This is a genomic window from Mycolicibacterium baixiangningiae, assembly GCF_016313185.1.
Lineage (GTDB): Bacteria > Actinomycetota > Actinomycetes > Mycobacteriales > Mycobacteriaceae > Mycobacterium > Mycobacterium baixiangningiae.
Genome location: NZ_CP066218.1, coordinates 1,638,099 through 1,659,647 on the forward strand (window position 1 = coordinate 1,638,099; position 21,549 = coordinate 1,659,647).

Sequence of the window (21,549 nt, forward strand, 5' to 3'; positions counted from 1 at the left end):
CTCGGACGCTATGACAGCGCGGCGGCTCGCGATGGTCGACGCCCAGAACCTGTGGATGTCGGCCAAGATTCCGAGCGACGAATTCATGATCTACGGGTTCGCCGGGGTGCCGGCGGATCTTGCCGAGGCGGTCGCCGCCGTCCTCGACCGCGCACGGGCCTGCGGGGACCTGCGGCTGCGGGTGCGAGAGCGCGGCTCGTTGAGGTTTCCGGAGTGGGTCGACGGCGGCGTGGACGACCGTCAGGTGCGCATCCATGCGGTCGACGACTGGGCGGGATGCCTTCAGGCGGTGACGGCACTGACGGGTGATCAGCTCGACGCCCGGATCTCGGCGTGGCGGCTGCACGTATTCCCTTCGGTGCGCGGGATTCCCGGCGTCGAGGGGGAGGGCACCATCGCGGTGGTGCAGATCTCGCACGCGCTGGCCGACGGGGTGCGGGACGCGGCGCTGGCGGCGTGGTTGTTCGGCCGCGATGCGCCGGTCACCGCGGTTTCGGTCGCGCCGTGGGAATCCGCGACGCTACCGGTGCGGGCGGTCCGCGCGGCGCGCGCCCACCGCCGGCTGATGCACGACGTCGACGCCGGATACGTTGCGCCGCAGGCGGATACGCGCCCAGTGCTGCGCAGCAACGCCCGGCCGGAGGGCGCCCGGCGGCTTCGCGTCCTGGTTCGCCCTCGCGCTGAGTTGTCGGGTGCCACCGTCACCGTCGCGGTGCTCGCCGCCATCTCGCTCGCCCTGGCCGACCACCTGCGCACACTCGGTGACGACCCGGCCACGTTGGGCGCCGAGGTGCCGATGGCCAGCCCCGGTCCGCGGCGGGCGCACAACCACTTCGGCAACGTCGGGGTCGGGTTGCACCCCGATCTGCCGCACGACGAACGCTGCGCCCGCATCGCCGGCGAACTCGCGCAGCGCAGAGCGCGGGCAGCGCACCCCGCGATGCTGGCCGCCCGCCTGGCGTCCGCGGCGGTCCCGGCGCCGCTGGTGCGCTGGGGCGCCTCGGCGTTCGACCCGGCCGTCCGCTCACCGATGGCGATCGGGAACACCGTCGTGTCGAGCGTCCACCGCGGCGCCGCCGACCTGCGGTTCGGCGGTACCCCCGTGGCGGTGACGACCGCCTGCCCGACGTTGTCGCCGATGATGGGGCTGACACACGGCGTCCACGGCATCGGCGACACCGTCGCGGTCAGCGTGCACGGCGCAGAGTCGGCTGTCGGGGACATCGACGCCTACGCCGCCCGCCTGGCCGCCGCGCTGGACCGGCCCACGTAGCGAGGTGGGGTGGTCGGCGGCCTTACACATGGCCTAGATTCTGTTGCATGACTGCCTACGACGTCGGCGTGCTCCTACTGCGGGTCGTGCTGGGTCTGACCATGGCCGCCCACGGCTACAACAAGTTCTTCGGCGGCGGCCGGATCCCCGGCACCGCCGGCTGGTTCGACAGCATCGGCATGAAGCCCGGCATGTTCCACGCCCGGATCGCCGCCACCACGGAGATGGCCGCGGGCATCGGCCTGGCGGTCGGCCTGCTCACCCCCGTCCCGGCGGCCGGCTTCGTTGCTCTCATGTTGGTCGCCGCGTGGACCGTCCACCGCGCGAACGGGTTCTTCATCGTCAAGGAGGGCTGGGAGTACAACCTCGTGCTCGCGGCGGCGGCCGTCGCCATCCCGGCTATCGGGCCGGGCAAGCTCAGCCTGGACTACGCCCTCTTCCACGGCACCGCGGTGTGGGATGTGGTGCAGGGCTGGTGGGGTCTGGTGATCGCGCTGGCGCTGGGCCTCGGCGGCGGCATCGGCCAGTTGGCGATCTTCTACCGTCCGCCGGCCAAGACGGGCTGATCCCTTTCCGCGAGCAGACAGAGAATCGCGTTCGTGGGGCCCGTTCGACGCGATTCTGTGTCTGCTCGCGCGGGAACGGGGTAACCCATTCCGCGTAACTAGAACGCGTTCTAGTCTTAGGCGCCATGGGATTCCTCAAGCCCGACATGCCCGTCGTCGACTTCGCCGAGTGGAGCAAGGGCACCCGCTCGGAGAAGATCCGGCCGATGGCCCACCACTGGGCCGAGGTCGGATTCGGCACCCCCGTGGCGATGCACCTGTTCTACGTCGTGAAGATCCTCCTCTACATTCTCGGCGGCTATCTGTTCGCGCTGGCCACCAAAGGTGTCGACGGTTTCACCGACGTGGCGCAGTGGTGGACCGAACCGATCGTGTTCCAGAAGGTCGTGCTGTACACGATGCTGTTCGAGGTCGTCGGCCTCGGCTGCGGATTCGGCCCGCTGAACAACCGGTTCTTCCCGCCGTTGGGTTCGATCCTGTACTGGCTGCGGCCCGGCACCATCCGGCTGCCACCCTGGCCTGACCGGGTGCCGCTGACCAAGGGCGACACCCGCACCCCGTTGGACGTCGTGCTCTACGGGGCGCTGCTCGTGGTGCTGTTGGTCGCGTTGTTCTCCGACGGCACCGGACCGGTTCCCGCGCTGGGGACGACGGTCGGTGTGCTCCCACTGTGGCAGATCTGGACCATCCTCGGACTCCTGGCAGTGCTGGGACTGCGCGACAAGGTGATCTTCCTGGCGGCACGCGGTGAGGTCTACGGCTCGTTCACCGTCGCGTTCCTCTTCGTCGGCTACGGCGTGGACATGCTGCTGGCGGCGAAGCTCGTGTGCGTCGCGATCTGGGTGGGCGCGGCGACCTCGAAGCTCAACAAGCACTTCCCGTTTGTGATCTCGACGATGATGTCGAACAACCCGCTGATCCGGACCAAGTCGTTGAAGCGCAGGTTCTTCGAGAAGTTCCCCGACGACCTGCGACCGGGCCGGGTTTCGCGGGTCATCGCCCACTTCAGCACCGCGATCGAGATGTTGGTGCCGTTGGCGCTGCTGTTCAGCCACGGCGGCTGGCCGACGGCGATCGCCGCATTCGTCATGCTCGTCTTCCACTTCGGCATCCTGTCGGCGATTCCGATGGGCGTACCGCTGGAGTGGAACGTCTTCATGATGTTCTGTGTGGTGACGTTGTTCGTCGGCCATGCCGACGTCGGCCTGGCCGAGATGAGCACACCGCTACCGGTGGTGTTGTTCGCCGTGCTGGCGGTCACCGTGGCGCTCGGAAACCTCTTCCCCCGCAAGATCTCGTTCCTGCCCGGTATGCGGTACTACGCGGGGAACTGGGACACCTCGTGGTGGTGCATCAAGCCGTCGGCGAACGAGAAGATCGAGCGTGGACTCGTGGCCATCGCCAGCATGCCGACCTCCCAACTCGAGAGGGTCTACGGCAGCCCGGAGCAGGCGATGATCTACCTGTACAAGGGATATGCGTTCCGCGGCTTCAACTCTCACGGCAAGGCGTTGTTGACACTGGTGCACAACGTGCTCGCCGGACGCAACGAGGACCAGTACGTCATCACCGAGGGGGAACGGTTGTGCAGCACCGCCGTCGGCTGGAACTTCGGCGACGGCCACATGCACAACGAGCAGTTGATCGCGGCGATGCAGAAGCGCTGTGACTTCGAACCGGGCGAGGTGCGCGTCATCCTCCTCGACGCCCAACCCATCCACCGGCAGCGACAGGAGTACCGGTTGGTCGACGCGGCCACCGGAGAGTTCGAGCGCGGCTACGTCAACGTGTCGGACATGGTGACCGGACAGCCGTGGACCGACGACATTCCGGTGCATGTGACGTGGCGGAAGGACGGTGCCGATTCGCCGAAACTGCGGTCAGATCACGAATCGGCGCAGTGAGGCGATCTCACAGCAGTCTCGGCAATGCTCCTCAGCCCATCACGTCGCGGACTTTGACCGTCTCCAGGCCCTGCAGCAGCAGTGCGCGTGCGGTGTCGAGGTGTTTACGCCAGTGCGCCTCGGCCGCCGCGCCGTCACCGGACCGCACCAGCTGGAGCAGCTTGCGGTAGGACCGCATCAGCTTCTCGTAGTCGGCCTTCGACGGCGGGTTGCTCTCTTTCATCGCGAACGCGGTGTGGCGCACCGTGATCTCGTGGAGCATCCCCGCCATGATGGTCAGCGTGGCGTTGCCTGACAGTTCGACCATGCGCCGGTGGAAGTCACCGGTGGTCTCCGCGAGCCGGCCGGATTCCCAGCCTTGGGCCACGTGTTCGTCCAGGGTCTGCTCGAGTTCGTCGAACGCCGCGGTATCCCCGGATTCGGTGAGCAGGCGCACGGCCATCGGTTCGATGCCGGAGCGGGCGGTCATGACGTCGGCGATCGTCGCGCCGGACAACTCCAGCAACAGCCCCGCCGGGCGTGCGACGATCTCCGGACCGGGCACCCGCACGCGGGCGCCGGTGCGCGACCCACGTCGGACCTCCACCAGGCGCTCGGATTCGAGCACCCGCACCGCCTCACGCAGCGTCGGCCTGCTGACGCCGAAGTGCGCCATCAGTTCGGCCTCGTTGGGCAGGAAGTCGCCCTCTTTGAGTTGGCCGTCGACCACCATGCGGCGCAGGGTGCCGGCGACGAGTTCCGCCGTCTTGGGGGAGCGGACGGCGGTCGTCGAGGGGCTGGCCCCGATCATGGGGGCCAGCGGTGTCGTTCGAGCCACCTGACCTCCCGCTTACCCGACGCCGGCCGGCGGCCAGCTGTCCAACTCAGTAAACCATCTGGGTGGGCTCCTGGACCGCAAGCCAGCCCACCAACCAGTAGGTTGACCTAGTAAACCTTGTCCTCTACCGTCGTGTCCAAGCGTGTGGAGCGGTATCGACTTCGAAGGAGAAGTGTCATGGCTGAAGCCGTCATCGTCGAGGCCGTCCGGTCGCCGGTCGGTAAGCGCAACGGTGGACTGTCGGGTGTGCACCCCGCCGAACTGTCCGCCCAGGTGCTCAACGGTCTGGTGCAGCGCGCGGGTGTCGACCCGGCGCTCGTCGACGACGTCATCTGGGGCTGCGTCATGCAGGCCGGGGAGCAGGCGCTCGACATCGCGCGCACCGCGCTGCTGACCGCGAACTGGCCGGAGACCGTGCCCGGCGTGACCGTCGACCGGCAGTGCGGTTCGAGCCAGCAGTCGGTGCACTTCGCCGCGGCCGGCGTGGTCGCCGGCCACTACGACGTGGTGGTCGCGGGCGGTGTCGAGTCGATGTCGCGCACGCCGATGGGCGCCTCGCTGGCGGGCGGCGGCAACCCCTATCCGCAGGGCTTCAAGGACCGCTACCAGCAGACCCCGAATCAGGGTGTCGGCGCCGAGATGATCGCCGAGCAGTGGGGCTTCAGCCGCACCGACCTCGACCAGTTCTCGCTGAACTCACACGAGAAGGCCGCTGCCGCACAGGATTCCGGCGCGTTCGACGACCAGATCGTCGCGATCAAGGATGCTGAAGGCAACACTATCCTCAAGGACGAGGGTATCCGTCGTGGCACCACGCTGGAGAAGATGGGCCAGCTCAAGCCGGCGTTCCGGGAAGACGGCGTGATCCACGCCGGGAACTCCTCGCAGATCTCCGACGGTTCGGCGGCGCTGCTGTTCATGTCCGCCGAGAAGGCCAAGGAACTCGGCCTCAAACCGCTTGCGAAGGTGCACACCGCGGTGCTCGCCGGGGCCGACCCGGTCATCATGCTGACCGCCCCGATCCCGGCCACCCAGAAGGCGCTCAAGCGTTCCGGGCTGAGCATCGACCAGATCGGCGCGTTCGAGGTGAACGAGGCGTTCGCGCCTGTTCCGATGGCCTGGCTCAAGGACATCGGTGCCGACGAGAAAAAGCTCAACCCGAACGGCGGCGCCATCGCGCTCGGCCACCCACTCGGCGGCTCGGGTGCGCGCATCATGACCACGCTGCTCTATCACATGCGGGACAACGGTATTCAGTACGGTCTGCAGACCATGTGCGAAGGCGGCGGTCAGGCCAACGCCACCATCCTCGAGCTGCTGTGACCGAAACAGCGACCGCCCCCGCCGCTCTCACCGAGCGACGGGGCAACGTTCTCATCATCACGCTCAACCGGCCCGAGGCCCGCAACGCCGTCAACGGCGCGGTCAGCACAGCCGTGGGCGACGCACTGCAGCAGGCGCAGGACGACGCCGAAGTGCGTGCGGTGGTGCTGACCGGCGCTGGTCCGTCCTTCTGCGCCGGAGCCGATCTCAAGGCGATCTACCGGCGTGAGAATCTGTACCACCCCGACCATCCCGAATGGGGTTTCGCCGGTTACGTCCACCACTTCATCGACAAGCCGACCATCGCCGCGGTCAACGGCACAGCGCTGGGCGGCGGCTCCGAACTCGCTCTGGCCAGCGATCTGGTGGTGGCTGAGGAACGCGCGAAATTCGGTCTGCCGGAAGTGAAGCGGGGCTTGATGGCCGCCGCGGGCGGGGTGTTCCGCATCGTCGATCACCTGCCTCGCAAGGTGGCGATGGAGATGCTCTTCACCGGCGAGCCGATGACGTCGGTCGACGCGCTGAAGTGGGGTCTGGTCAACGAGGTCGTGCCCGACGGCACCGTCCTCGACGCGGCACTCGCACTGGCCCAACGGATCACCGTCAACGCACCGCTGGCGGTGTGGGCCAGCAAGCGCGTGGCCTACGGCGCCGAGGACGGCGTGATCGCCGACGAGGAACCGTCATGGGCGCGCACCGTGCGCGAGATGGGCGCGGTGCTCAAGTCAGAGGACGCCAAGGAGGGGCCGCTGGCCTTCGCCGAGAAGCGTCAACCGGTCTGGAAAGCGAAGTAGGAGAACATGAAGCGAACGATCTACGACGCCGAGCACGAGGCGTTCCGCGAGACCGTCAGGGAGTACATCGAGCGCGAACTCGTGCCGCATCAGGAGAAGTGGGAAACCGAGCGCATCGTCGACCGCTCGGCGTACACCGCGGCGGGTAAGTACGGGCTGATCGGGTTCAACATGCCCGAGGAGTACGGCGGCGGTGGCTCGGACGACTTCCGGTTCAATGCGATCATCGACGAGGAGACCGCCAAATCGGGCGTGCACGGCCCCGCGCTGAGCCTGCACAACGACGTCGTCGGGCCCTACTTCAAGGATCTGACCAACGACGAGCAGAAGAAGCGCTGGCTGCCCGGCATCGCCAGCGGCGAGACGATCATCGCGGTGGCGATGACCGAACCCGGCGCGGGCAGCGACCTCGCCGGCATCCGCACCTCCGCGGTGCGCGACGGTGACGACTGGATCGTCAACGGCTCCAAGACGTTCATCTCCTCGGGTATCAACTGCGACCTGTGCGTGGTCGTCGCCCGCACCGATCCCGAAGCCGGGCACAAGGGCTTCACGCTGCTGGTCGTGGAGCGGGACATGGAGGGCTTCAGCCGCGGCCGCAAGCTCGACAAGATGGGCCTGCACTCCCAGGACACCTCGGAACTCCATTTCGAGAACGTGCGCGTGCCCAACGCCAACGTGCTCGGCAAGGAGGGCCGGGGCTTCTACCACTTGATGACCAACCTGCCGTCGGAGCGGCTGTCGATCGCCATCTCGGCCATCGCCGGTGCCCGCGCGGTCTTCCAGGAGACGCTGCAGTACGCCAAGGACCGCAAGGCGTTCGGCCAGCCCATCGGCAGCTTCCAGCACAACCGCTTCAAGCTCGCCGAGATGGAGACCGAACTCGACGTCACCGAGCAGTACATCGACCGCTGCCTGCAGGGCGTCGTCGACGATGAGCTGACCGCCGTGGAAGCCGCCAAGGCCAAATGGTGGGCCACCGAGGTCGCCAAGAAGGTCGTCGACCAGTGCGTGCAGCTGCACGGTGGGTACGGCTACATGCTGGAGTACCGCGTCGCGCGGGCCTACGTCGACGGCCGCATCCAGACGATCTTCGGTGGCACCACCGAGATCATGAAGGAGATCATCGGCCGCGACCTGGGCGTCTAACCCGGGCTCAAGTCCGGCGAGCAGACACAAAATCGCCCCTTTTCCATGGAAAAGGGGCGATTCTGTGTCTGCTCGCGCGAGAACTCGCGCAGAGGGCTCAGCCGATCGGGGCGTCGGCAGCCGGGATGTCGGCCGGGGCGGCGGGAGCCACCTCAGCGGGCAGCGGGCCAGGCTCCGTCGTCGGAGTGGTGGGCGTGGTCGAGGTCGACGAGGTGCCCGACGGAGTGATCGCCTCCGGCGCTGCCGTCGGGTCGAGCACGGTGTCGAGCAGGTAGATCCGGGCGTTCGCGGCCGGAATGCCGCCGCAGATCACCTTCGCGGACTCGTTGACCTTGATGTCGCCGTTGGTGCCCTCGACGTTGATGTCGGCGCCCTGCTGCGTGGCGCGCTGACCCTTCACATCGCCGGGCCCGAGCAGGCCGAGGAACACGTGGTAGTAGACCAGGTCGGTCAACGCGGCGGGGTCGGCCTTCAGCGCGTCGAGCTGGGCGGGCGGCAGCTTCGCGAACGCCTCGTCGGTCGGGGCGAACACGACGTACGGGCCGTTGTCGAGCACCGAGGCGACGTTCACCGCGGGGTTGAGCCCGCCGGAGACCGCGGAGCTGAAGGTGCTGATGTCCGGGATCTGGGCGAGCACCTGGCTCACCGGCTGGTTGATGAAGGTCTTCCAGGTCGGCACGGCGGCCCGGAACGGATCGCAGTCGCCCTCGAGGTTGGGCAGCGGAGCCTCCACCGTCGACGGCTCCGCCGGCTGGGCGTATGCGGTGACCGACAGGGGAAGCGACACCGCGATCGCGGCGATGCTCAGGGCGGCGCCCATTGTCTTGGTACGGGTCTTCACGAACGGCTCCTCAGCTCGTCAGGACGCCCGCCGATGGGCGGCGTCGAACCGGCTACCTGTACGGCGCCGTCTCGGATCGTAAGGGCACAGATTGGTAACGGCCAAGTCGGGCAGTCGGGACAGAACCGGAGAAACGGCTCTGACCTGCATCTTCCCGATTGTCGCGTTGGTTGTCTCACAGCTGTGCCCGGCCGCTTACGATGACGGCCATGCCGGAACCGCTGATAGTCGCCGTGGGCGACCACACACCCGAATTCGACGACACGTCCTGGGTGGCGCCGAACGCCGCGGTGATCGGCTGGGTGAAGCTTTCAGCGAGGGCCAGTGTCTGGTACGGCGCCACCCTGCGCGCCGAGGTCGAGCCCATCGAGATCGGCGAAGGCAGCAACATCCAGGACGGCGTGACCGTTCACGTCGATCCGGGCTTCCCCGCCACCATCGGCGCCGACGTCAGCGTCGGGCACAACGCGGTGCTGCACGGCTGCACCATCGAGGACGGCTGCCTGATCGGCATGGGCGCCGTGGTCCTCAACGGGGCACGAATCGGCCGCGGCTCGCTGGTCGCCGCCGGAGCCGTGGTCGCCCAGGGCGTCGAGGTTCCGCCCGGCTCACTCGTCGCGGGGGTGCCCGGCAAGGTCCGTCGCGAACTGAGCGAGCAGGAGATCGACGGCAATCGCACCAACGCCGTGCTCTACCAGCACCTGGTCGACGCCCACCGCTAGCCGTCGTGACCCGTCATCAGCAAACGACGATCGGACGGTTCCCGTTCGCCCGACCCGGGTATCTACCTACGGTGAAAAAGCTGCGAATCCTGGTCACCGGTGCCACCGGCTATGTCGGATCACGGCTGGTCAGCGCCCTTGTCGACGTGGGCGCAGATGTGGTGGTGGCCAGCCGCAGCCCCGACCGGCTCCGTGAATTCGGGTGGTACGACGATGTGACGTCCGTCGCACTCGACGCGCAGCAACCACAGTCGGTGAAACAGGCGCTGGTCGATGCGGGGCCCGTCGACGTCATCTACTACCTGGTGCACGCGATCGGTCAGCCGGATTTCCGCGACACCGACAATCAGGCCGCGACCAACGTCGCCGAGGCCGCCCGGGAGGCCGGGGTTCAGCGCATCGTCTACCTGGGGGGTTTCGTCCCCACCGACGACACCCTCTCCGAGCATCTGGCCGGGCGTGCCGAGGTCGCCGAGGCGTTGAGCGTCCCGGGCGGTCCGGACGTGGTGTGGCTGGGGGCGGCGATCATCATCGGCGCGGGGTCGACGTCCTTCGAGATGCTGCGGTACGTCGGGGATCGGTTCCTGGTGCTGCCGATGCCGAAGTGGGCGGGCAACCCGATCGATCCCATCTCCATCCGGGATGCGCTGCACTATCTGGTCGCCGCCGCCGACACCGAGAAGGTCCCCGCAGGCGCTTACGACATCCACGGCCCGGAGACCACCACCTACGGCGAGCTGCTGCAGAAGTACGCGCGGCTGGCAGGTAGGCGGCGCGCCCCGCTGCCCGTCCGCGGTATCGACACCTCCGTGGTGTCCCACCTCAGCGGCCTGATTCTCCCGGTGCCCGGGGGGCTCGCCGGTGATCTGATCGAATCGCTGGATCACCCGATGACCGCCTCGAAGGACGGTCTGCGGGACATCGTCGCCGATCCGGCAGGCGGGCTCACCGGCATCGACGACGCGATCAGGCGGGCCGTGGCGCCACAACGGCCACGCCCGGTCAACAGGCTGGTCGACGTCCACCACCTCGCCGACACCGATCCGGACTGGGCGGGCGGGGACAACGAACGCATCACCCGCCTGGTTCGCCCCGTCATCCCGCCCATCGCCCGGCCGGCGCTGGCACTGCTCGGCCTGGTCCCCGGACCGGTCGCCGCCGCGGTTCGCACCGGCCTGGACACCCTCGTCAACCTGGTACCGAAAGGGCATTAGGCATGACCGAAACCCACGAGTCGACACCGACCCCCGCGCCGTGCGACGAACGGACCGGCATGTTCCGGGAGGCGCGCAACGTCGTCGCCAGCGTTGCCACCCCGGCCGCGGAGTGGCCCGCGGTGATCCGCCGGCGCCGGATCCTCGTCGCGATCTTCGTGGTCATCGGTTTCGGGCTGCTCGGCTACTCACTGTCGATTCCGCCGGGGGATACCGACTTCTACTGGTTCACAGCCGGATTGGCGGTCTGGTGGACCGCCGGCGCGTTCCTGTCCGGCCCACTTCATCTGGGCCGCATCTGTGTTCGCGGCCGCAACCAGCGGCCGGTGATCACCGGCACCGGGGTCGGGCTGGTTCTGGGCGCTGCGTTCCTGGTCGCCGGGCTGGTGGCCCGTGAGATTCCGCTGATGCGGGAGTACGCCGTTCGCGTACTCGAGCACGCCAACGTCGGCGCGCTGTGGTTGGTGGTCATCATCACCGTGGTCAACGGCCTGGCCGAGGAACTGTTCTTCCGGGGTGCGCTGTACAGCTCGCTGGGCAACCGCTGGAACGGTTGGTGGGCGGTGCTGTGGTCGACGGCGGTGTACGTGGTGGTGACCGGTGTGAGCACCCAGAACTTCATGCTCGCTATCGCGGCGATCGTGCTGGGCACCGTCTGTGCGCTCGAACGCCGCGCGACCGGGGGAGTGCTCGCACCCATGCTCACCCATTTCTTCTGGGGTCTGGTCATGGTGCTCGCACTTCCCCCGATCTTCGGCGTCTAACGCAGCGGGTGCGCCAGTTCGTCGCGGGGCATCCGCGCCGCCGTCACGGCGACAGCCGCCAGCAGCACCGGGGCCACCCCGGCCACCATGAAGATGGTCTCCATCGAGACCACCTTCGACAGCGGGCCCACGACCGCGAACGACACCGGCATGAAGGCCAGCGAGACGAAGAAGTCGAGGCTGGAGACCCGGCCGAGCATCTCGGTGGGCACGCGCCGTTGCAGCAGCGTCCCCCAGATGACCATCCCCGCACCGTCGGTCACGCCGACGACGAACGTTGCGGCGGCCATCGCCGGGAACGATGACGTCGTCCCGACGACGACCAGCGGTATCGACCCCGCACCCCACATCGTCATCATCACGCTCAGGTAGCGCCGCGGCATCCGCATCGACGACACGGTGAGTGCACCCAGTGCGCTGCCCACCCCGAAGAACGCCAGGATGAAGCCGTAGGTGCGCGCGCCGTCTTCGAAACGCTGCTGGGCGATGAACGGCAGCAGCACCTCGATCGGTCCCAGCACCACGAGCACGAACATGCTGGCGAACAACAACGTCGACAGCAGCCACGGGGTGCGGAGCATGAAGCGGAACCCGTCACGCAGGTCGTGCAGCACACGTGACTTCGTCGCCGGTTGCGGCGCAGCGTCCGCCGGTCGCGTCGCCACCAGCAGCAGCAGCAGTCCGAGCCCGAAGAGCACGGCGACGACGACCGCGCCGACCGAGGGCAGCGTCGCGCCGACCACCATGCCGGCCACCGCGGGCCCGACCGACCGCTGGAACACCGGCCGTATGACGCCCTCAACGCCGTTGGCGGCCAACAACTGTTCGGCGGGCAGGATGCGCGGCAGGATCGCGCTGTAGGCGGGGAAGAAGAACGCCGCGGCAACGCCGAGGGTGGCCGCCGCCAGCGCGAGATGCCAAATTTGCAGTGTGCCAAGCACTCCGAGCGCCGCCACGGTGCTGACAGCTAGGAGGTTCACCGCTTCGACGACGATGATGATCGCGCGTTGGCTGAATCGGTCCGCGGCGATTCCGCCGACGAGGACGAATGCGACCAGCCCGGCGCCGAGGCACGTCGCCACCAGGGACAGCGCGGCAGGATCGTTGTCGAGTGCGATGACCTGCAGCGCCATCACGACCGTCCACATCCCTTCGGCGAAGATCGACAGCGAGACCGCTGCCATCAACAGCCGGTACTCGCGGGAGGCGAAGGGGGCGAGCACGCGCCATCGACCGGCGCCATGCGCCGGTTGCTCGAGGCAGGACGTACTCATGCCACGATGGTGGCCGACGGACGGTGCGGCAGTCCAACGATTTTCGTGCTCAGGGCACGTTGCGCTCAGTGATCGGTGAACGATGCCGCGCGGCGCTCCTGGAACGCTCGCGTGCCCTCGCGGAAATCATGCGACCCCAACAGCGCCAACTGCCCTTCGGTCTCCCGGCCCAGTGCGCCTTCGAGTTCGGCCAGCGTCGCCGCGTTGACAGCCTGTTTGGTCTTCCGCAGCGCCACCGCCGGACCGGACTTCAACAAGCCCAACACCTTGTCCACCGAGGCCTCGAACTCCTCGGCGGGGTGCACCGCGGTGACCAGACCCCACTCGTAGGCCTCGGCCGCGGAGATCCGCTCCGCGAGCAGCGCCATCCGCATCGCGCGGATGCGCCCCACCGCGGCCGCGAACAGAGCCGAGGCGCCACCGTCGGGCATCAATCCGATTTTGGTGAACGCCAACATGAAAAACGCCTTCTCCGAAGCCAATACGACGTCAGATGCCAACGCCAGTGAGGCCCCCACACCGGCCGCCGGCCCCTGGACCACCGCCACCACCGGCATGGGCGCCGCCACGATCGCGCGCACCGCGCGATTGGCCGCGTCGAGCACGGCGTTCATGCCGATCTCCGACTTCTTGTTCTGGTCCTCTTCGCTGATGCCGGCGCCGGAACTGAACCCGCGCCCCGCACCGCTGAGTCGCACCACCTTCACCGCGGGGTCGCCCGCGGCCTGGTCGAGCGCATCGGCGATTCCGTTGAGCATCTCGGCGGTCAGCGAGTTCAGGCTGTCCGGCCGGTTGAGCGTCACCGACAGCACCCCGTCGTCGAGCGTCACGGTCAGGTCGGTGGTCGTCATGGCTACACCTTCGCATGAGGGGCCGTGGCCCGTGGCCGGTCGAGAAGGTTATACAAGTAAGCTATGTCGCGGTCAACTACTCCGAAGGGGCGGTAGAAATGGCGGGACCACTGCAGGGGCTGCGTGTCGTGGAATTGGCCGGTATCGGCCCGGGTCCGCACGCGGCGATGATCCTCGGCGATCTGGGTGCGGACGTGGTCCGCATCGAACGGCCGGGCAAAGGCCCGGGCATCCCCACCAAAGGGCGAGATCAGTTGCTGCGCAACCGGCGATCGGTCGGCGCCAACCTCAAGACCGACGAGGGCCGCGAACTCGTGCTGCGGTTGATCGCCAAGGCCGACGTGCTCATCGAGGGTTTCCGCCCGGGCGTCACTGAGCGGCTGGGCCTCGGACCCGACGACTGCGCGAAGGTCAACGAACGGCTGATCTACGGGCGCATGACCGGCTGGGGCCAGACCGGGCCGCGCAGTCAGCAGGCCGGCCACGACATCAACTACATCTCCCTCAACGGTGTGCTGCACGCCGTCGGCCGCGCCGGCGAGCGCCCCGTGCCGCCGCTGAACCTCGCGGGGGACTTCGGCGGCGGGTCCATGTTCCTGCTCGTCGGCATTCTGTCCGCCCTGTGGGAGCGCGAACGGTCCGGCAAGGGCCAGGTGGTCGACGCCGCCATGGTCGACGGTTCGAGCGTGCTCGCGCAGATGATGTGGGCCTTCCGCGCGATGGGGATGTGGTCCGACGAGCGCGGGATCAACATGCTCGACACCGGCGCTCCCTATTACGACACCTACGAGACGAAAGACGGCCGGTACGTCGCCGTCGGCGCGATCGAACCGCAGTTCTACGCCGCGATGCTCGACAAGCTGGGCCTCGACCCGGCCGCGCTGCCCGACCAGAACGACATGAGCCGCTGGCCGGAACTGCGTGCCCGGCTGACCGAGGCGTTCGCCGAACACGACCGGGATCACTGGACGGAGGTCTTCGCCGGCAGCGATGCGTGCGTGACGCCGGTGCTGTCGTTCGGTGAGGTGGAGAGCGAACCGCACAACACCGAACGCGACACCTTCTATCGCGACGGTGACTTCCTCTTCCCGGCGCCCGCACCACGGTTCTCCCGGACCGCGCCGTCGACCCCGACCCCGCCCGGGGTTCCCGGGGCGGACACCGAAGCCGTTCTCAACGACTGGGTCTGATCCCGAGGTCTGATTCGAACGGTCGACCTCAACCAATAGAAAGGTATGTGCGAGTGGAAATCAAAGATGCCGTCGCCGTCATCACCGGTGGCGCCTCCGGTCTCGGCCTGGCCACCGCGAAGCGGCTGCTCGATCGCGGCGCCTCCGTCGTGGTCATCGACCTCAAGGGTGAGGAGGCCGTCGCCGAACTCGGCGACCGGGCCAAGTTCGTGCAAGCCAACGTCACCGACCCCGAGCAGGTCAGCGCAGCGCTGGACGCGGCCGAGGAGATGGGCCCGGTGCGCATCAACGTCAACTGCGCCGGCATCGGCAACGCGATCAAGACGCTGAGCAAGAACGGCGCCTTCCCGCTCGACGAGTTCACCAAGGTCATCCAGGTCAACCTGATCGGCACCTTCAACGTGCTGCGCCTGTCGGCCGAGCGGATCGCCAAGACCGATCCGATCGGTGAAGAGCGCGGGGTCATCATCAACACCGCATCCGTCGCGGCGTTCGACGGCCAGATCGGCCAGGCCGCCTACTCGGCGTCCAAGGGCGGCGTCGTCGGGATGACCCTGCCGATCGCCCGCGACCTGTCGCGCGACCTGATCCGCGTGGTCACCATCGCCCCCGGTCTGTTCAAGACCCCGCTGCTGGGTTCGCTGCCCGAAGAGGCGCAGGCCTCGCTCGGCAAGCAGGTGCCGCATCCGGCGCGGCTCGGTGACCCCGACGAGTACGGAGCCCTGGCGACCCACATCGTCGAGAACCCGATGCTCAACGGCGAGGTGATCCGCCTCGACGGCGCGATCCGGATGGCGCCGCGATGAGCGCTTGCGCGAAGAGCCGAGAGGACAGCTGATGGCGATCACCACCAAGTTCACCGAGACGTTCGGTGTCGAGCACCCGATCGTCCAGGGCGGTATGCAGTGGGTCGGTCGCGCGGAACTGGTGGCCGCGGTCGCCAACTCGGGTGCGCTCGGGTTCATCACCGCGCTGACCCAGCCGACGCCCGCCGACCTGGCGAACGAGATCGCCCGGTGCCGGGATCTCACCGACAGACCTTTCGGCGTGAACCTGACGATCCTGCCGACGATCAACCCGCCGCCGTACGACGAGTACCGCCAGGTCATCATCGACGCCGGCATCAAGATCGTCGAGACGGCGGGTTCCAACCCGGCGCCGCACCTGCCGATGTTCCACGACAACGGCATCAAGGTGCTGCACAAGTGCACGTCGGTGCGCCATGCGGTCAAGGCGCAGAGCCTGGGCGTCGACGGCATCAGCATCGACGGCTTCGAGTGCGCCGGTCACCCCGGCGAAGACGACATCCCGGGTCTGGTGCTGATCCCCGCCGCGGCGGCCAAGATCGACATCCCGATGATTGCGTCCGGCGGATTCGCCGACGCCCGCGGGCTGGTCGCGGCGCTGGCACTCGGCGCGGACGGCATCAACATGGGATCGCGGTTCATGTGCACCGCGGAGTCGGCCATCCACCAGAACGTCAAGGAAGCGATCGTGGCGGGCACCGAACTCGACACGGAGCTCATCTTCCGGCCGCTGCGCAACACCGCCCGCGTGGCGAGCAACACCGTGTCGCGCGAAGTCGTGGAGATCCTCAACAGGGGTGGTCAGTTCGAGGACGTGAAGGATCTGGTCGCCGGCAAGCGCGGCGTCAAGGTCTACGAGATCGGCGATCTGGACGCCGGAATCTGGAGCGTGGGCACGTCGATGGGGTTGATCAACGACATCCCGACGGTCGGCGATCTGGTCAGCCGGATGGTCGAGGAGGCCGAGCAACTGATCACCGGGCGGTTGGCCGGCATGGTCAAGCCAGCTGACGAGACGGTCCCCGCCTGACACGGTTCAACCGTTGACCGCGCACGGGCCGGCAAACAGCTGACGGACACGCGCGCCCCGGAAGGGCGCGCGTGTTCATCCTGCTTGAGCGAGCGGGGTCCAATCGTCGAGCTGCTCCGAGGTGTCGCCCTCTACCAGGACATCGCCGTGGTAGAGCGCCTCGAAATCAACCTTGATGACATCGGCACTGGTGTCGTCGATCCACATGACACTGAGCGTATGGGTCTCCATTAAGGAATCTTTGAGTCACGATTCGGAAAATGGTGGCAATACTACTTCTGGGTAGGTTTCTAGCCAGTAGGTGCTGTGAAGTGGATGGGGTTCGTCCCGTTCAGCGCGATCCAGGTCACGACGGCGGCGGCGATCGCCAGCCCCAGCAGGATCGCCGCGGTCCGCGTCGTCCAGCGGATGCGGGACACCCGGGCGTCGACCGAGTACGCGCCCGCCCCTGCGAACAGCAACGCCGTCGCGCCGAACGCCACCAGGAACGGCACGTTGAACGGGTCGGACCAGAACGCCGCACCGGACACGTTGACCGCCCACGCGTCGATCATGGCGGCGATCACCGCTGCGGCCGCGAGCGGCGTCAGCGCACCGAGCAGCAGACCGATGCCGCCGAGCGTCTCCGACGCGGTGACCATGAACGCCCCCAGCGCCGGCAGTCGCCACCCGCCGGATTCCATGAAACCGACGACGGTGGTGAAGTCGAGGGCCTTGATCAGGCCGGCCTGCAGCATCGTCGCGCCCACCCCCAGGCGCAGGACGAGCAGTGCGATATCGGTGCCGGTGGGCACGGGGGTGACGACGGTGTCTCTGACATCTGTGCTGGCCATGGTCTCCGACCTCTTGGTGTGGGTTACCTGGGAGCTCTTCCCATCATCGTCTAGACCCGTCGGCGAGTCACTCCTCATCGCGGAACCAGGGGTCACGAGTTTGAAAGATTCAGCGACCTGCCCCGTGGTTACACGTAGCTGACCGGTCGGGGAGAGGACGCGTACGTGCTGACACGAATTGCCAGATCGGCGATCGCCTCGCCACAACGGATTATCGTGATCGCGGCCCTGGTGGTGGTGGCGGCCGGCCTCTTCGGCATCCCGGTGAGCCAGACGCTGTCCGCGGGCGGATTGCAGGACCCGACGTCGGAGTCGGCGAGGGCCACCCAGACCCTCGTCGACAAGTTCGACCAGGGCGATATGGATCTGATGATCACCGTGACGGCCGACGATGGCGCGCAGGGGCCGGCGGCCACCGCCGTCGGCACCGCGATCACCGCCGAACTCGAGGGCTCCCCGAATGTCGCCGGCGTGACGTCCGCGTGGACCGCGCCCCGCGAGGCGGCCCCGGCGCTGCTCAGCAAGGACCGCAGGACCGGGCTCATCATCGCGGGGATCACCGGCGGCGAGAGCGGCGCGCAGAAACACGCGAAGGCGCTCGCCGATCAACTGGTGTACGACCGCGACGGCGTGACCGTCCGCGCCGGTGGCGAGGCGATGACGTACGTCGAGATCAACAGGCAGACCGAAAAAGACCTGCTCACAATGGAGTTGATCGCGATTCCGCTCAGCTTCGCGGTGCTGGTGTGGGTCTTCGGCGGGCTGCTGGCCGCGGCGCTCCCGGTGGCGGTCGGCGCGTTCGCGATCGTCGGCACGATGGCGGTACTGCGGCTGCTCACGATGGTCACCGACGTGTCGATCTTCGCGCTGAACCTGTCCGTCGCCATGGGTCTCGCGCTGGCGATCGACTACACCCTCCTCATCGTCAGCCGGTTCCGCGACGAGTTGGCCGACGGCGCCGACCGGGACCGCGCACTGATCCGGACGATGGCGACCGCCGGCCGCACCGTGCTGTTCTCCGCGCTGACCGTCGCACTGTCGATGGCGACGATGGTGCTGTTCCCGATGTACTTCCTGAAGTCGTTCGCCTACGCCGGGATCGCGGTGGTGGGTTTCGCGGCGACGGCCGCGATCGTGGTCGCCCCGGCCGCGATCGCCCTGCTCGGCGACCGGCTTGACGCCTTCGATGTGCGCAGGCTGGCGCGCCGCGCGCTCGGCAGGCCCGAGCCCGCACCCAAGCCGGTCGAGCAGACGTTCTGGTACCGCTCGACGAAATTCGTCCAGCGCAGATCGATACCGATCGGCGTGGCGATCGTGGCACTGCTCCTCGTGCTCGGCGCGCCGTTCCTCGGCATCAAATGGGGATTCCCCGACGACCGGGTGCTGCCGCAGTCGTCCTCGGCGCGCCAGGTGGGCGATGAGCTGAGGACCAATTTCACCGTCGACACCGCCACTGACGTCACCGTCGTCATCCCCGACGCGGGTGAGCTCACCCCGGCGGACATCGACCGCTACGCCGCCGACCTCTCCCGGGTCGACGACGTCCTGAGCGTGGTCGCGCCGGGCGGCACCTACGTCACCGGTGCGCGGGTCGGCCCACCCTCGGCCGCCAGCGGGCTGAGCGCGGGCAGTGCCTACCTCACCGTCGCGACCAACGCCGACCTGTTCTCCGACGCCTCCGAGCGGCAGCTCGACGTGCTGCACGCGGTGCCGACACCCGGCGGCCAAACCGTGGAGTTCACCGGCACCGCGCAGATCAACCGCGACAGCTCGGAGTCGATCACCTCCCGGCTGCCGCTCGTCCTCGGCATCATCGCGGTGATCAGCTTCGTCCTGCTCTTCCTGTTGACCGGCAGCGTGGTGCTACCGCTGAAAGCGTTGGTACTCAACGTGTTGTCGCTGGCGGCGGCGTTCGGCGCGCTGGTGTGGATCTTCCAGGAGGGCCACCTCGGCGCGTTCGGCACGACGCCGACGGGAACGCTGGTCGCCACCATGCCGGTGCTGCTGTTCTGCATCGCGTTCGGCCTGTCGATGGACTACGAGGTCTTCCTGATGTCGCGGATCCGGGAGTTCTGGCTGCAATCCGGGCGTACCCGCGCAGACAACGATGAAAGCGTCGCGCTCGGGTTGGCGCGCACGGGCCGGGTGGTCACCGCCGCGGCACTGTTGATGACCATCTCGTTCGCCGCGCTGATCGCCGCGCAGGTGTCGTTCATGCGGATGTTCGGGGTCGGGTTCACCTTGGCGGTACTGGCCGATGCCACGCTGGTCCGCATGCTGCTGGTGCCGGCCTTCATGCATCTGATGGGCCGCTGGAACTGGTGGGCGCCGCGGCCGCTGGCGCGGTTGCACGACCGGATCGGCATCAACGAGTCGGGGGAGCAGAGCCGGCCCGAGCCAGTACCCTCGCGGTAGGCGGTTGCCCTACCGAAGGGAGGCGTCCTTTGAGTTCCGACGTCGACAATCCGTTCTTCGCGCGCGTGTGGACGGCGATGTCCGGCCACGAGACCGACGAGATGCGGACGCTGCGCAGTGAGAACCTCGCCGGGCTGCGCGGCCGGGTGCTCGAGGTGGGCGCGGGCACCGGCACGAACTTCGCGCACTATCCACCGTCGGTCACCGAGGTGGTCGCCGTCGAACCGGAACGCCGGCTGGCCGCGCACGCCCGCGACGCCGCGGCCCATGCGCCGGTCCCGGTCACCGTCACCACCGAGAGCGTCGAACAGTTCAGCCCGGATGCGCTGTTCGACGCCGTTGTCTGCTCGCTGGTGCTCTGCTCGGTCGACGACCTAGACGGTGTTCTGCGCCAACTATTCTCGATGCTGCGGCCCGGCGGGGAACTGCGCTACCTCGAGCACATCGCGGGCACCGGCGCGCGGGCGCGGCTGCAGCGGTTCGCCGATGCGACGGTGTGGCCGCGGATGCTCGGCAACTGCCACACCCACCGCCACACCGAAGCGGCCATCACCGCCGCGGGTTTCCGGGTCGAGACCGCCCGGCGCGAATGGGTGTTCCCGGCATGGGTGCCGCTGCCGGTCGCCGTACTGGCGCTGGGTCGCGCGGTGCGGCCCTAGGTCCTACGGCAGAAGGTCGGGCAGGCGCTGCAGCAGGGTGGGCAGCGCCCCGGCCGCCGTCTCGCGCAGCGACACCGTCGCCGTGTCGGACAGCGGGGTGCGCTCGGGGTTGACCTCGATCACGGTCGTCCCGCGGGAGAGCGCCATCTCGGGTAGACCCGCCGCCGGGTAGACGATCGACGACGTCCCCACCACGATCACCACGTCGGCGGTCAGCACGGCGTGGACCGAGCGCTGCCAGGCGTCGTCGGGCAGCGCCTCACCGAACCACACCACGTTCGGGCGGATCAGCCCACCGCACGGGCATTGCGGCGGATCCACCGACTCGACGGGTTCGGGCATGTCGGGCAGCGTGCCCTCGAACCGCGCACCGCAAGCGTCGCAATGGAATTCGAACAGACTGCCGTGCAGGTGGTAGACGTTCCTGCTGCCGGCCCGCTCGTGCAGGTTGTCGACGTTCTGGGTGACGACGTGCACATCGGCGTGGTCCTGCCATGCGGCGACGGCGCGATGGCCGTTGTTGGGGTGCACCGCGTCCATCATGTAGTGGCGCCACAGGTACCAGGCCCACACCTTCTCGGGGTTCGCCCGCCACCCGTCGGCGCTGGAGATCTCATACGGGTCCACCGTCGCCCACAGACCCGTCTCGACATCCCTGAACGTCGGCACCCCGCTCTCCGCGGAGATGCCGGCCCCGCTGAGCACCGTCACCTGCACATGACCAAAATAACCGGTCTGGGAGATACTGGGCACGTGGCCGGACTCGGGGAGTGGTTGTCGGTCGATACGCAGGCCTCCCGGCCACTGTTCGATCAACTGCGCACCCAGATCATCGACGCCGTCCGCGACGGCAGGCTCACACCGGGCACCCGGTTGCCGACGGTGCGCGAACTCGCGGGCCAACTGGGCCTGGCGGTCAACACGGTGGCGCGGGCGTACCGCGAACTGGAGACGGCGGGCGTCCTGGAGACGCGCGGACGCTTCGGCACGTTCGTCTCGCGGGTGGACCCGGCGGACACCGCGATGGCGGCCGCCGCGCAGAGCTTCGTCTCGACGGCCAGGGCGCTCGGTGTGGAGAGATTCGAGGCGATGCGTTACGTCGAGTCGGCGTTCGACTGACGGCC

General features: G+C 68.1%; 22 protein-coding genes. 15 read left to right on the top strand and 7 right to left on the bottom strand.

The window, feature by feature from the left end:
• Positions 1–10: 10 nt before the first annotated feature.
• From I7X18_RS07695 to I7X18_RS07705, 3 genes are all read left to right on the top strand, one after another.
• On the top strand, positions 11–1,273 hold the full coding sequence (locus I7X18_RS07695; RefSeq protein WP_193047680.1) for a WS/DGAT/MGAT family O-acyltransferase: 1,263 nt from the start codon (positions 11–13) through the stop codon (positions 1,271–1,273).
• A 47-nt stretch (positions 1,274–1,320) separates the two neighbouring features.
• Entirely contained in the window at positions 1,321–1,839 is a 519-nt protein-coding gene (locus I7X18_RS07700; RefSeq protein WP_193047679.1) for a DoxX family protein, read from the top strand.
• 125 nt (positions 1,840–1,964) lie between these two features.
• Positions 1,965–3,743, top strand: a complete 1,779-nt coding sequence (locus I7X18_RS07705; protein ID WP_193047678.1) for a DUF3556 domain-containing protein — start codon at positions 1,965–1,967, stop codon at positions 3,741–3,743.
• Between the two features lie 31 nt (positions 3,744–3,774).
• Here the strand turns inward: I7X18_RS07705 and I7X18_RS07710 are convergent, their stop codons facing one another.
• On the bottom strand, positions 3,775–4,560 hold the full coding sequence (locus I7X18_RS07710; protein WP_193047677.1) for a FadR/GntR family transcriptional regulator: 786 nt from the start codon (positions 4,558–4,560) through the stop codon (positions 3,775–3,777).
• Positions 4,561–4,737: 177 nt separating this feature from the next.
• Between I7X18_RS07710 and I7X18_RS07715 the strand changes: the two genes are divergently transcribed.
• Genes I7X18_RS07715 through I7X18_RS07725 form a run of 3 tightly spaced genes read left to right on the top strand, consistent with a single transcriptional unit; the run spans position 4,738 to position 7,826 of the window.
• The gene (locus tag I7X18_RS07715) at positions 4,738–5,883 is read left to right on the top strand and encodes a thiolase family protein (protein ID WP_193047676.1); all 1,146 of its coding nucleotides are present in this window, start codon (positions 4,738–4,740) and stop codon (positions 5,881–5,883) included.
• On the top strand, positions 5,880–6,677 hold the full coding sequence (locus I7X18_RS07720; protein WP_193047675.1) for a crotonase/enoyl-CoA hydratase family protein: 798 nt from the start codon (positions 5,880–5,882) through the stop codon (positions 6,675–6,677). Before I7X18_RS07715 ends, I7X18_RS07720 begins: the two co-directional genes overlap by 4 nt.
• A gap of 6 nt (positions 6,678–6,683) precedes the next feature.
• A complete protein-coding gene (locus I7X18_RS07725) occupies positions 6,684–7,826 on the top strand; it encodes an acyl-CoA dehydrogenase family protein (RefSeq protein WP_193047674.1) in 1,143 nt (380 codons plus the stop codon).
• A gap of 97 nt (positions 7,827–7,923) precedes the next feature.
• Here I7X18_RS07725 and I7X18_RS07730 read toward each other — a convergent pair whose 3' ends face one another.
• The gene (locus I7X18_RS07730; protein ID WP_193047673.1) at positions 7,924–8,667 is read right to left on the bottom strand and encodes a fasciclin domain-containing protein; all 744 of its coding nucleotides are present in this window, start codon (positions 8,665–8,667) and stop codon (positions 7,924–7,926) included.
• A 209-nt stretch (positions 8,668–8,876) separates the two neighbouring features.
• Between I7X18_RS07730 and I7X18_RS07735 the strand changes: the two genes are divergently transcribed.
• The 3 genes from I7X18_RS07735 (at position 8,877) to I7X18_RS07745 (ending at position 11,367) form a co-directional block, all read left to right on the top strand.
• Positions 8,877–9,389, top strand: a complete 513-nt coding sequence (locus tag I7X18_RS07735; RefSeq protein WP_193047672.1) for a gamma carbonic anhydrase family protein — start codon at positions 8,877–8,879, stop codon at positions 9,387–9,389.
• Between the two features lie 71 nt (positions 9,390–9,460).
• On the top strand, positions 9,461–10,603 hold the full coding sequence (locus I7X18_RS07740) for an NAD(P)H-binding protein (protein ID WP_193047671.1): 1,143 nt from the start codon (positions 9,461–9,463) through the stop codon (positions 10,601–10,603).
• A 2-nt stretch (positions 10,604–10,605) separates the two neighbouring features.
• Positions 10,606–11,367 (top strand): CPBP family intramembrane glutamic endopeptidase, encoded by a 762-nt coding sequence (locus tag I7X18_RS07745; RefSeq protein ID WP_193047670.1) that lies wholly within the window; start codon positions 10,606–10,608, stop codon positions 11,365–11,367.
• On the opposite strand, the gene tet(V) is transcribed toward I7X18_RS07745, so the two are convergent.
• Positions 11,364–12,641, bottom strand: a complete 1,278-nt coding sequence (gene tet(V) / locus I7X18_RS07750; protein ID WP_193047669.1) for a tetracycline efflux MFS transporter Tet(V) — start codon at positions 12,639–12,641, stop codon at positions 11,364–11,366. The two genes, I7X18_RS07745 and tet(V), sit on opposite strands and share 4 nt — an antisense overlap.
• A gap of 65 nt (positions 12,642–12,706) precedes the next feature.
• Entirely contained in the window at positions 12,707–13,492 is a 786-nt protein-coding gene (locus I7X18_RS07755; RefSeq protein WP_193047668.1) for an enoyl-CoA hydratase, read from the bottom strand.
• Positions 13,493–13,590: 98 nt separating this feature from the next.
• Between I7X18_RS07755 and I7X18_RS07760 the strand changes: the two genes are divergently transcribed.
• From I7X18_RS07760 to I7X18_RS07770, 3 genes are read left to right on the top strand one after another with little or no spacing between them, the layout of a single operon-like run.
• Positions 13,591–14,682, top strand: a complete 1,092-nt coding sequence (locus tag I7X18_RS07760) for a CaiB/BaiF CoA transferase family protein (RefSeq protein ID WP_193047667.1) — start codon at positions 13,591–13,593, stop codon at positions 14,680–14,682.
• A 53-nt stretch (positions 14,683–14,735) separates the two neighbouring features.
• Positions 14,736–15,488 carry a 3-hydroxyacyl-CoA dehydrogenase gene (locus I7X18_RS07765; RefSeq protein WP_193047666.1) on the top strand — a complete coding sequence of 251 codons (753 nt, stop codon included), beginning with the start codon at positions 14,736–14,738 and terminating at the stop codon, positions 15,486–15,488.
• Positions 15,489–15,519: 31 nt separating this feature from the next.
• A complete protein-coding gene (locus I7X18_RS07770) occupies positions 15,520–16,518 on the top strand; it encodes an NAD(P)H-dependent flavin oxidoreductase (protein WP_193047665.1) in 999 nt (332 codons plus the stop codon).
• A gap of 75 nt (positions 16,519–16,593) precedes the next feature.
• Here the strand turns inward: I7X18_RS07770 and I7X18_RS29820 are convergent, their stop codons facing one another.
• Complete coding sequence (locus I7X18_RS29820; RefSeq protein WP_264296018.1) at positions 16,594–16,725, bottom strand: hypothetical protein; 132 nt, start codon at positions 16,723–16,725, stop codon at positions 16,594–16,596.
• Between the two features lie 83 nt (positions 16,726–16,808).
• A complete protein-coding gene (locus I7X18_RS07775; protein WP_193047664.1) occupies positions 16,809–17,351 on the bottom strand; it encodes a DoxX family protein in 543 nt (180 codons plus the stop codon).
• 165 nt (positions 17,352–17,516) lie between these two features.
• Between I7X18_RS07775 and I7X18_RS07780 the strand changes: the two genes are divergently transcribed.
• Both I7X18_RS07780 and I7X18_RS07785 read left to right on the top strand, forming a co-directional pair.
• Positions 17,517–19,766: an MMPL family transporter gene (locus I7X18_RS07780; protein ID WP_193047663.1), complete on the top strand. Its 2,250-nt coding sequence runs from the start codon at positions 17,517–17,519 to the stop codon at positions 19,764–19,766.
• A 29-nt stretch (positions 19,767–19,795) separates the two neighbouring features.
• Entirely contained in the window at positions 19,796–20,425 is a 630-nt protein-coding gene (locus tag I7X18_RS07785) for a class I SAM-dependent methyltransferase (RefSeq protein WP_193047662.1), read from the top strand.
• 3 nt (positions 20,426–20,428) lie between these two features.
• On the opposite strand, the gene I7X18_RS07790 is transcribed toward I7X18_RS07785, so the two are convergent.
• Entirely contained in the window at positions 20,429–21,142 is a 714-nt protein-coding gene (locus tag I7X18_RS07790; protein WP_193047661.1) for an NAD-dependent deacylase, read from the bottom strand.
• Between the two features lie 36 nt (positions 21,143–21,178).
• Between I7X18_RS07790 and I7X18_RS07795 the strand changes: the two genes are divergently transcribed.
• Positions 21,179–21,544 carry an Rv1152 family transcriptional regulator gene (locus tag I7X18_RS07795; RefSeq protein ID WP_193047660.1) on the top strand — a complete coding sequence of 122 codons (366 nt, stop codon included), beginning with the start codon at positions 21,179–21,181 and terminating at the stop codon, positions 21,542–21,544.
• Positions 21,545–21,549 lie beyond the last annotated feature (5 nt).

What these genes read in the sequence shown, in the direction of transcription:
- I7X18_RS07775 (WP_193047664.1), bottom strand. Translation starts at nt 17,351, where the DNA reads ATGGCCAGCACAGATGTCAGAGACACCGTCGTCACCCCCGTGCCCACC.
- I7X18_RS07760 (WP_193047667.1), top strand. Translation starts at nt 13,591, where the DNA reads ATGGCGGGACCACTGCAGGGGCTGCGTGTCGTGGAATTGGCCGGTATC.
- I7X18_RS07695 (WP_193047680.1), top strand. Translation starts at nt 11, where the DNA reads ATGACAGCGCGGCGGCTCGCGATGGTCGACGCCCAGAACCTGTGGATG.
- I7X18_RS07715 (WP_193047676.1), top strand. Translation starts at nt 4,738, where the DNA reads ATGGCTGAAGCCGTCATCGTCGAGGCCGTCCGGTCGCCGGTCGGTAAG.
- I7X18_RS07755 (WP_193047668.1), bottom strand. Translation starts at nt 13,492, where the DNA reads ATGACGACCACCGACCTGACCGTGACGCTCGACGACGGGGTGCTGTCG.
- I7X18_RS07705 (WP_193047678.1), top strand. Translation starts at nt 1,965, where the DNA reads ATGGGATTCCTCAAGCCCGACATGCCCGTCGTCGACTTCGCCGAGTGG.
- I7X18_RS07725 (WP_193047674.1), top strand. Translation starts at nt 6,684, where the DNA reads ATGAAGCGAACGATCTACGACGCCGAGCACGAGGCGTTCCGCGAGACC.
- I7X18_RS07770 (WP_193047665.1), top strand. Translation starts at nt 15,520, where the DNA reads ATGGCGATCACCACCAAGTTCACCGAGACGTTCGGTGTCGAGCACCCG.
- I7X18_RS07735 (WP_193047672.1), top strand. Translation starts at nt 8,877, where the DNA reads ATGCCGGAACCGCTGATAGTCGCCGTGGGCGACCACACACCCGAATTC.
- I7X18_RS29820 (WP_264296018.1), bottom strand. Translation starts at nt 16,725, where the DNA reads ATGTGGATCGACGACACCAGTGCCGATGTCATCAAGGTTGATTTCGAG.
- I7X18_RS07700 (WP_193047679.1), top strand. Translation starts at nt 1,321, where the DNA reads ATGACTGCCTACGACGTCGGCGTGCTCCTACTGCGGGTCGTGCTGGGT.
- I7X18_RS07745 (WP_193047670.1), top strand. Translation starts at nt 10,606, where the DNA reads ATGACCGAAACCCACGAGTCGACACCGACCCCCGCGCCGTGCGACGAA.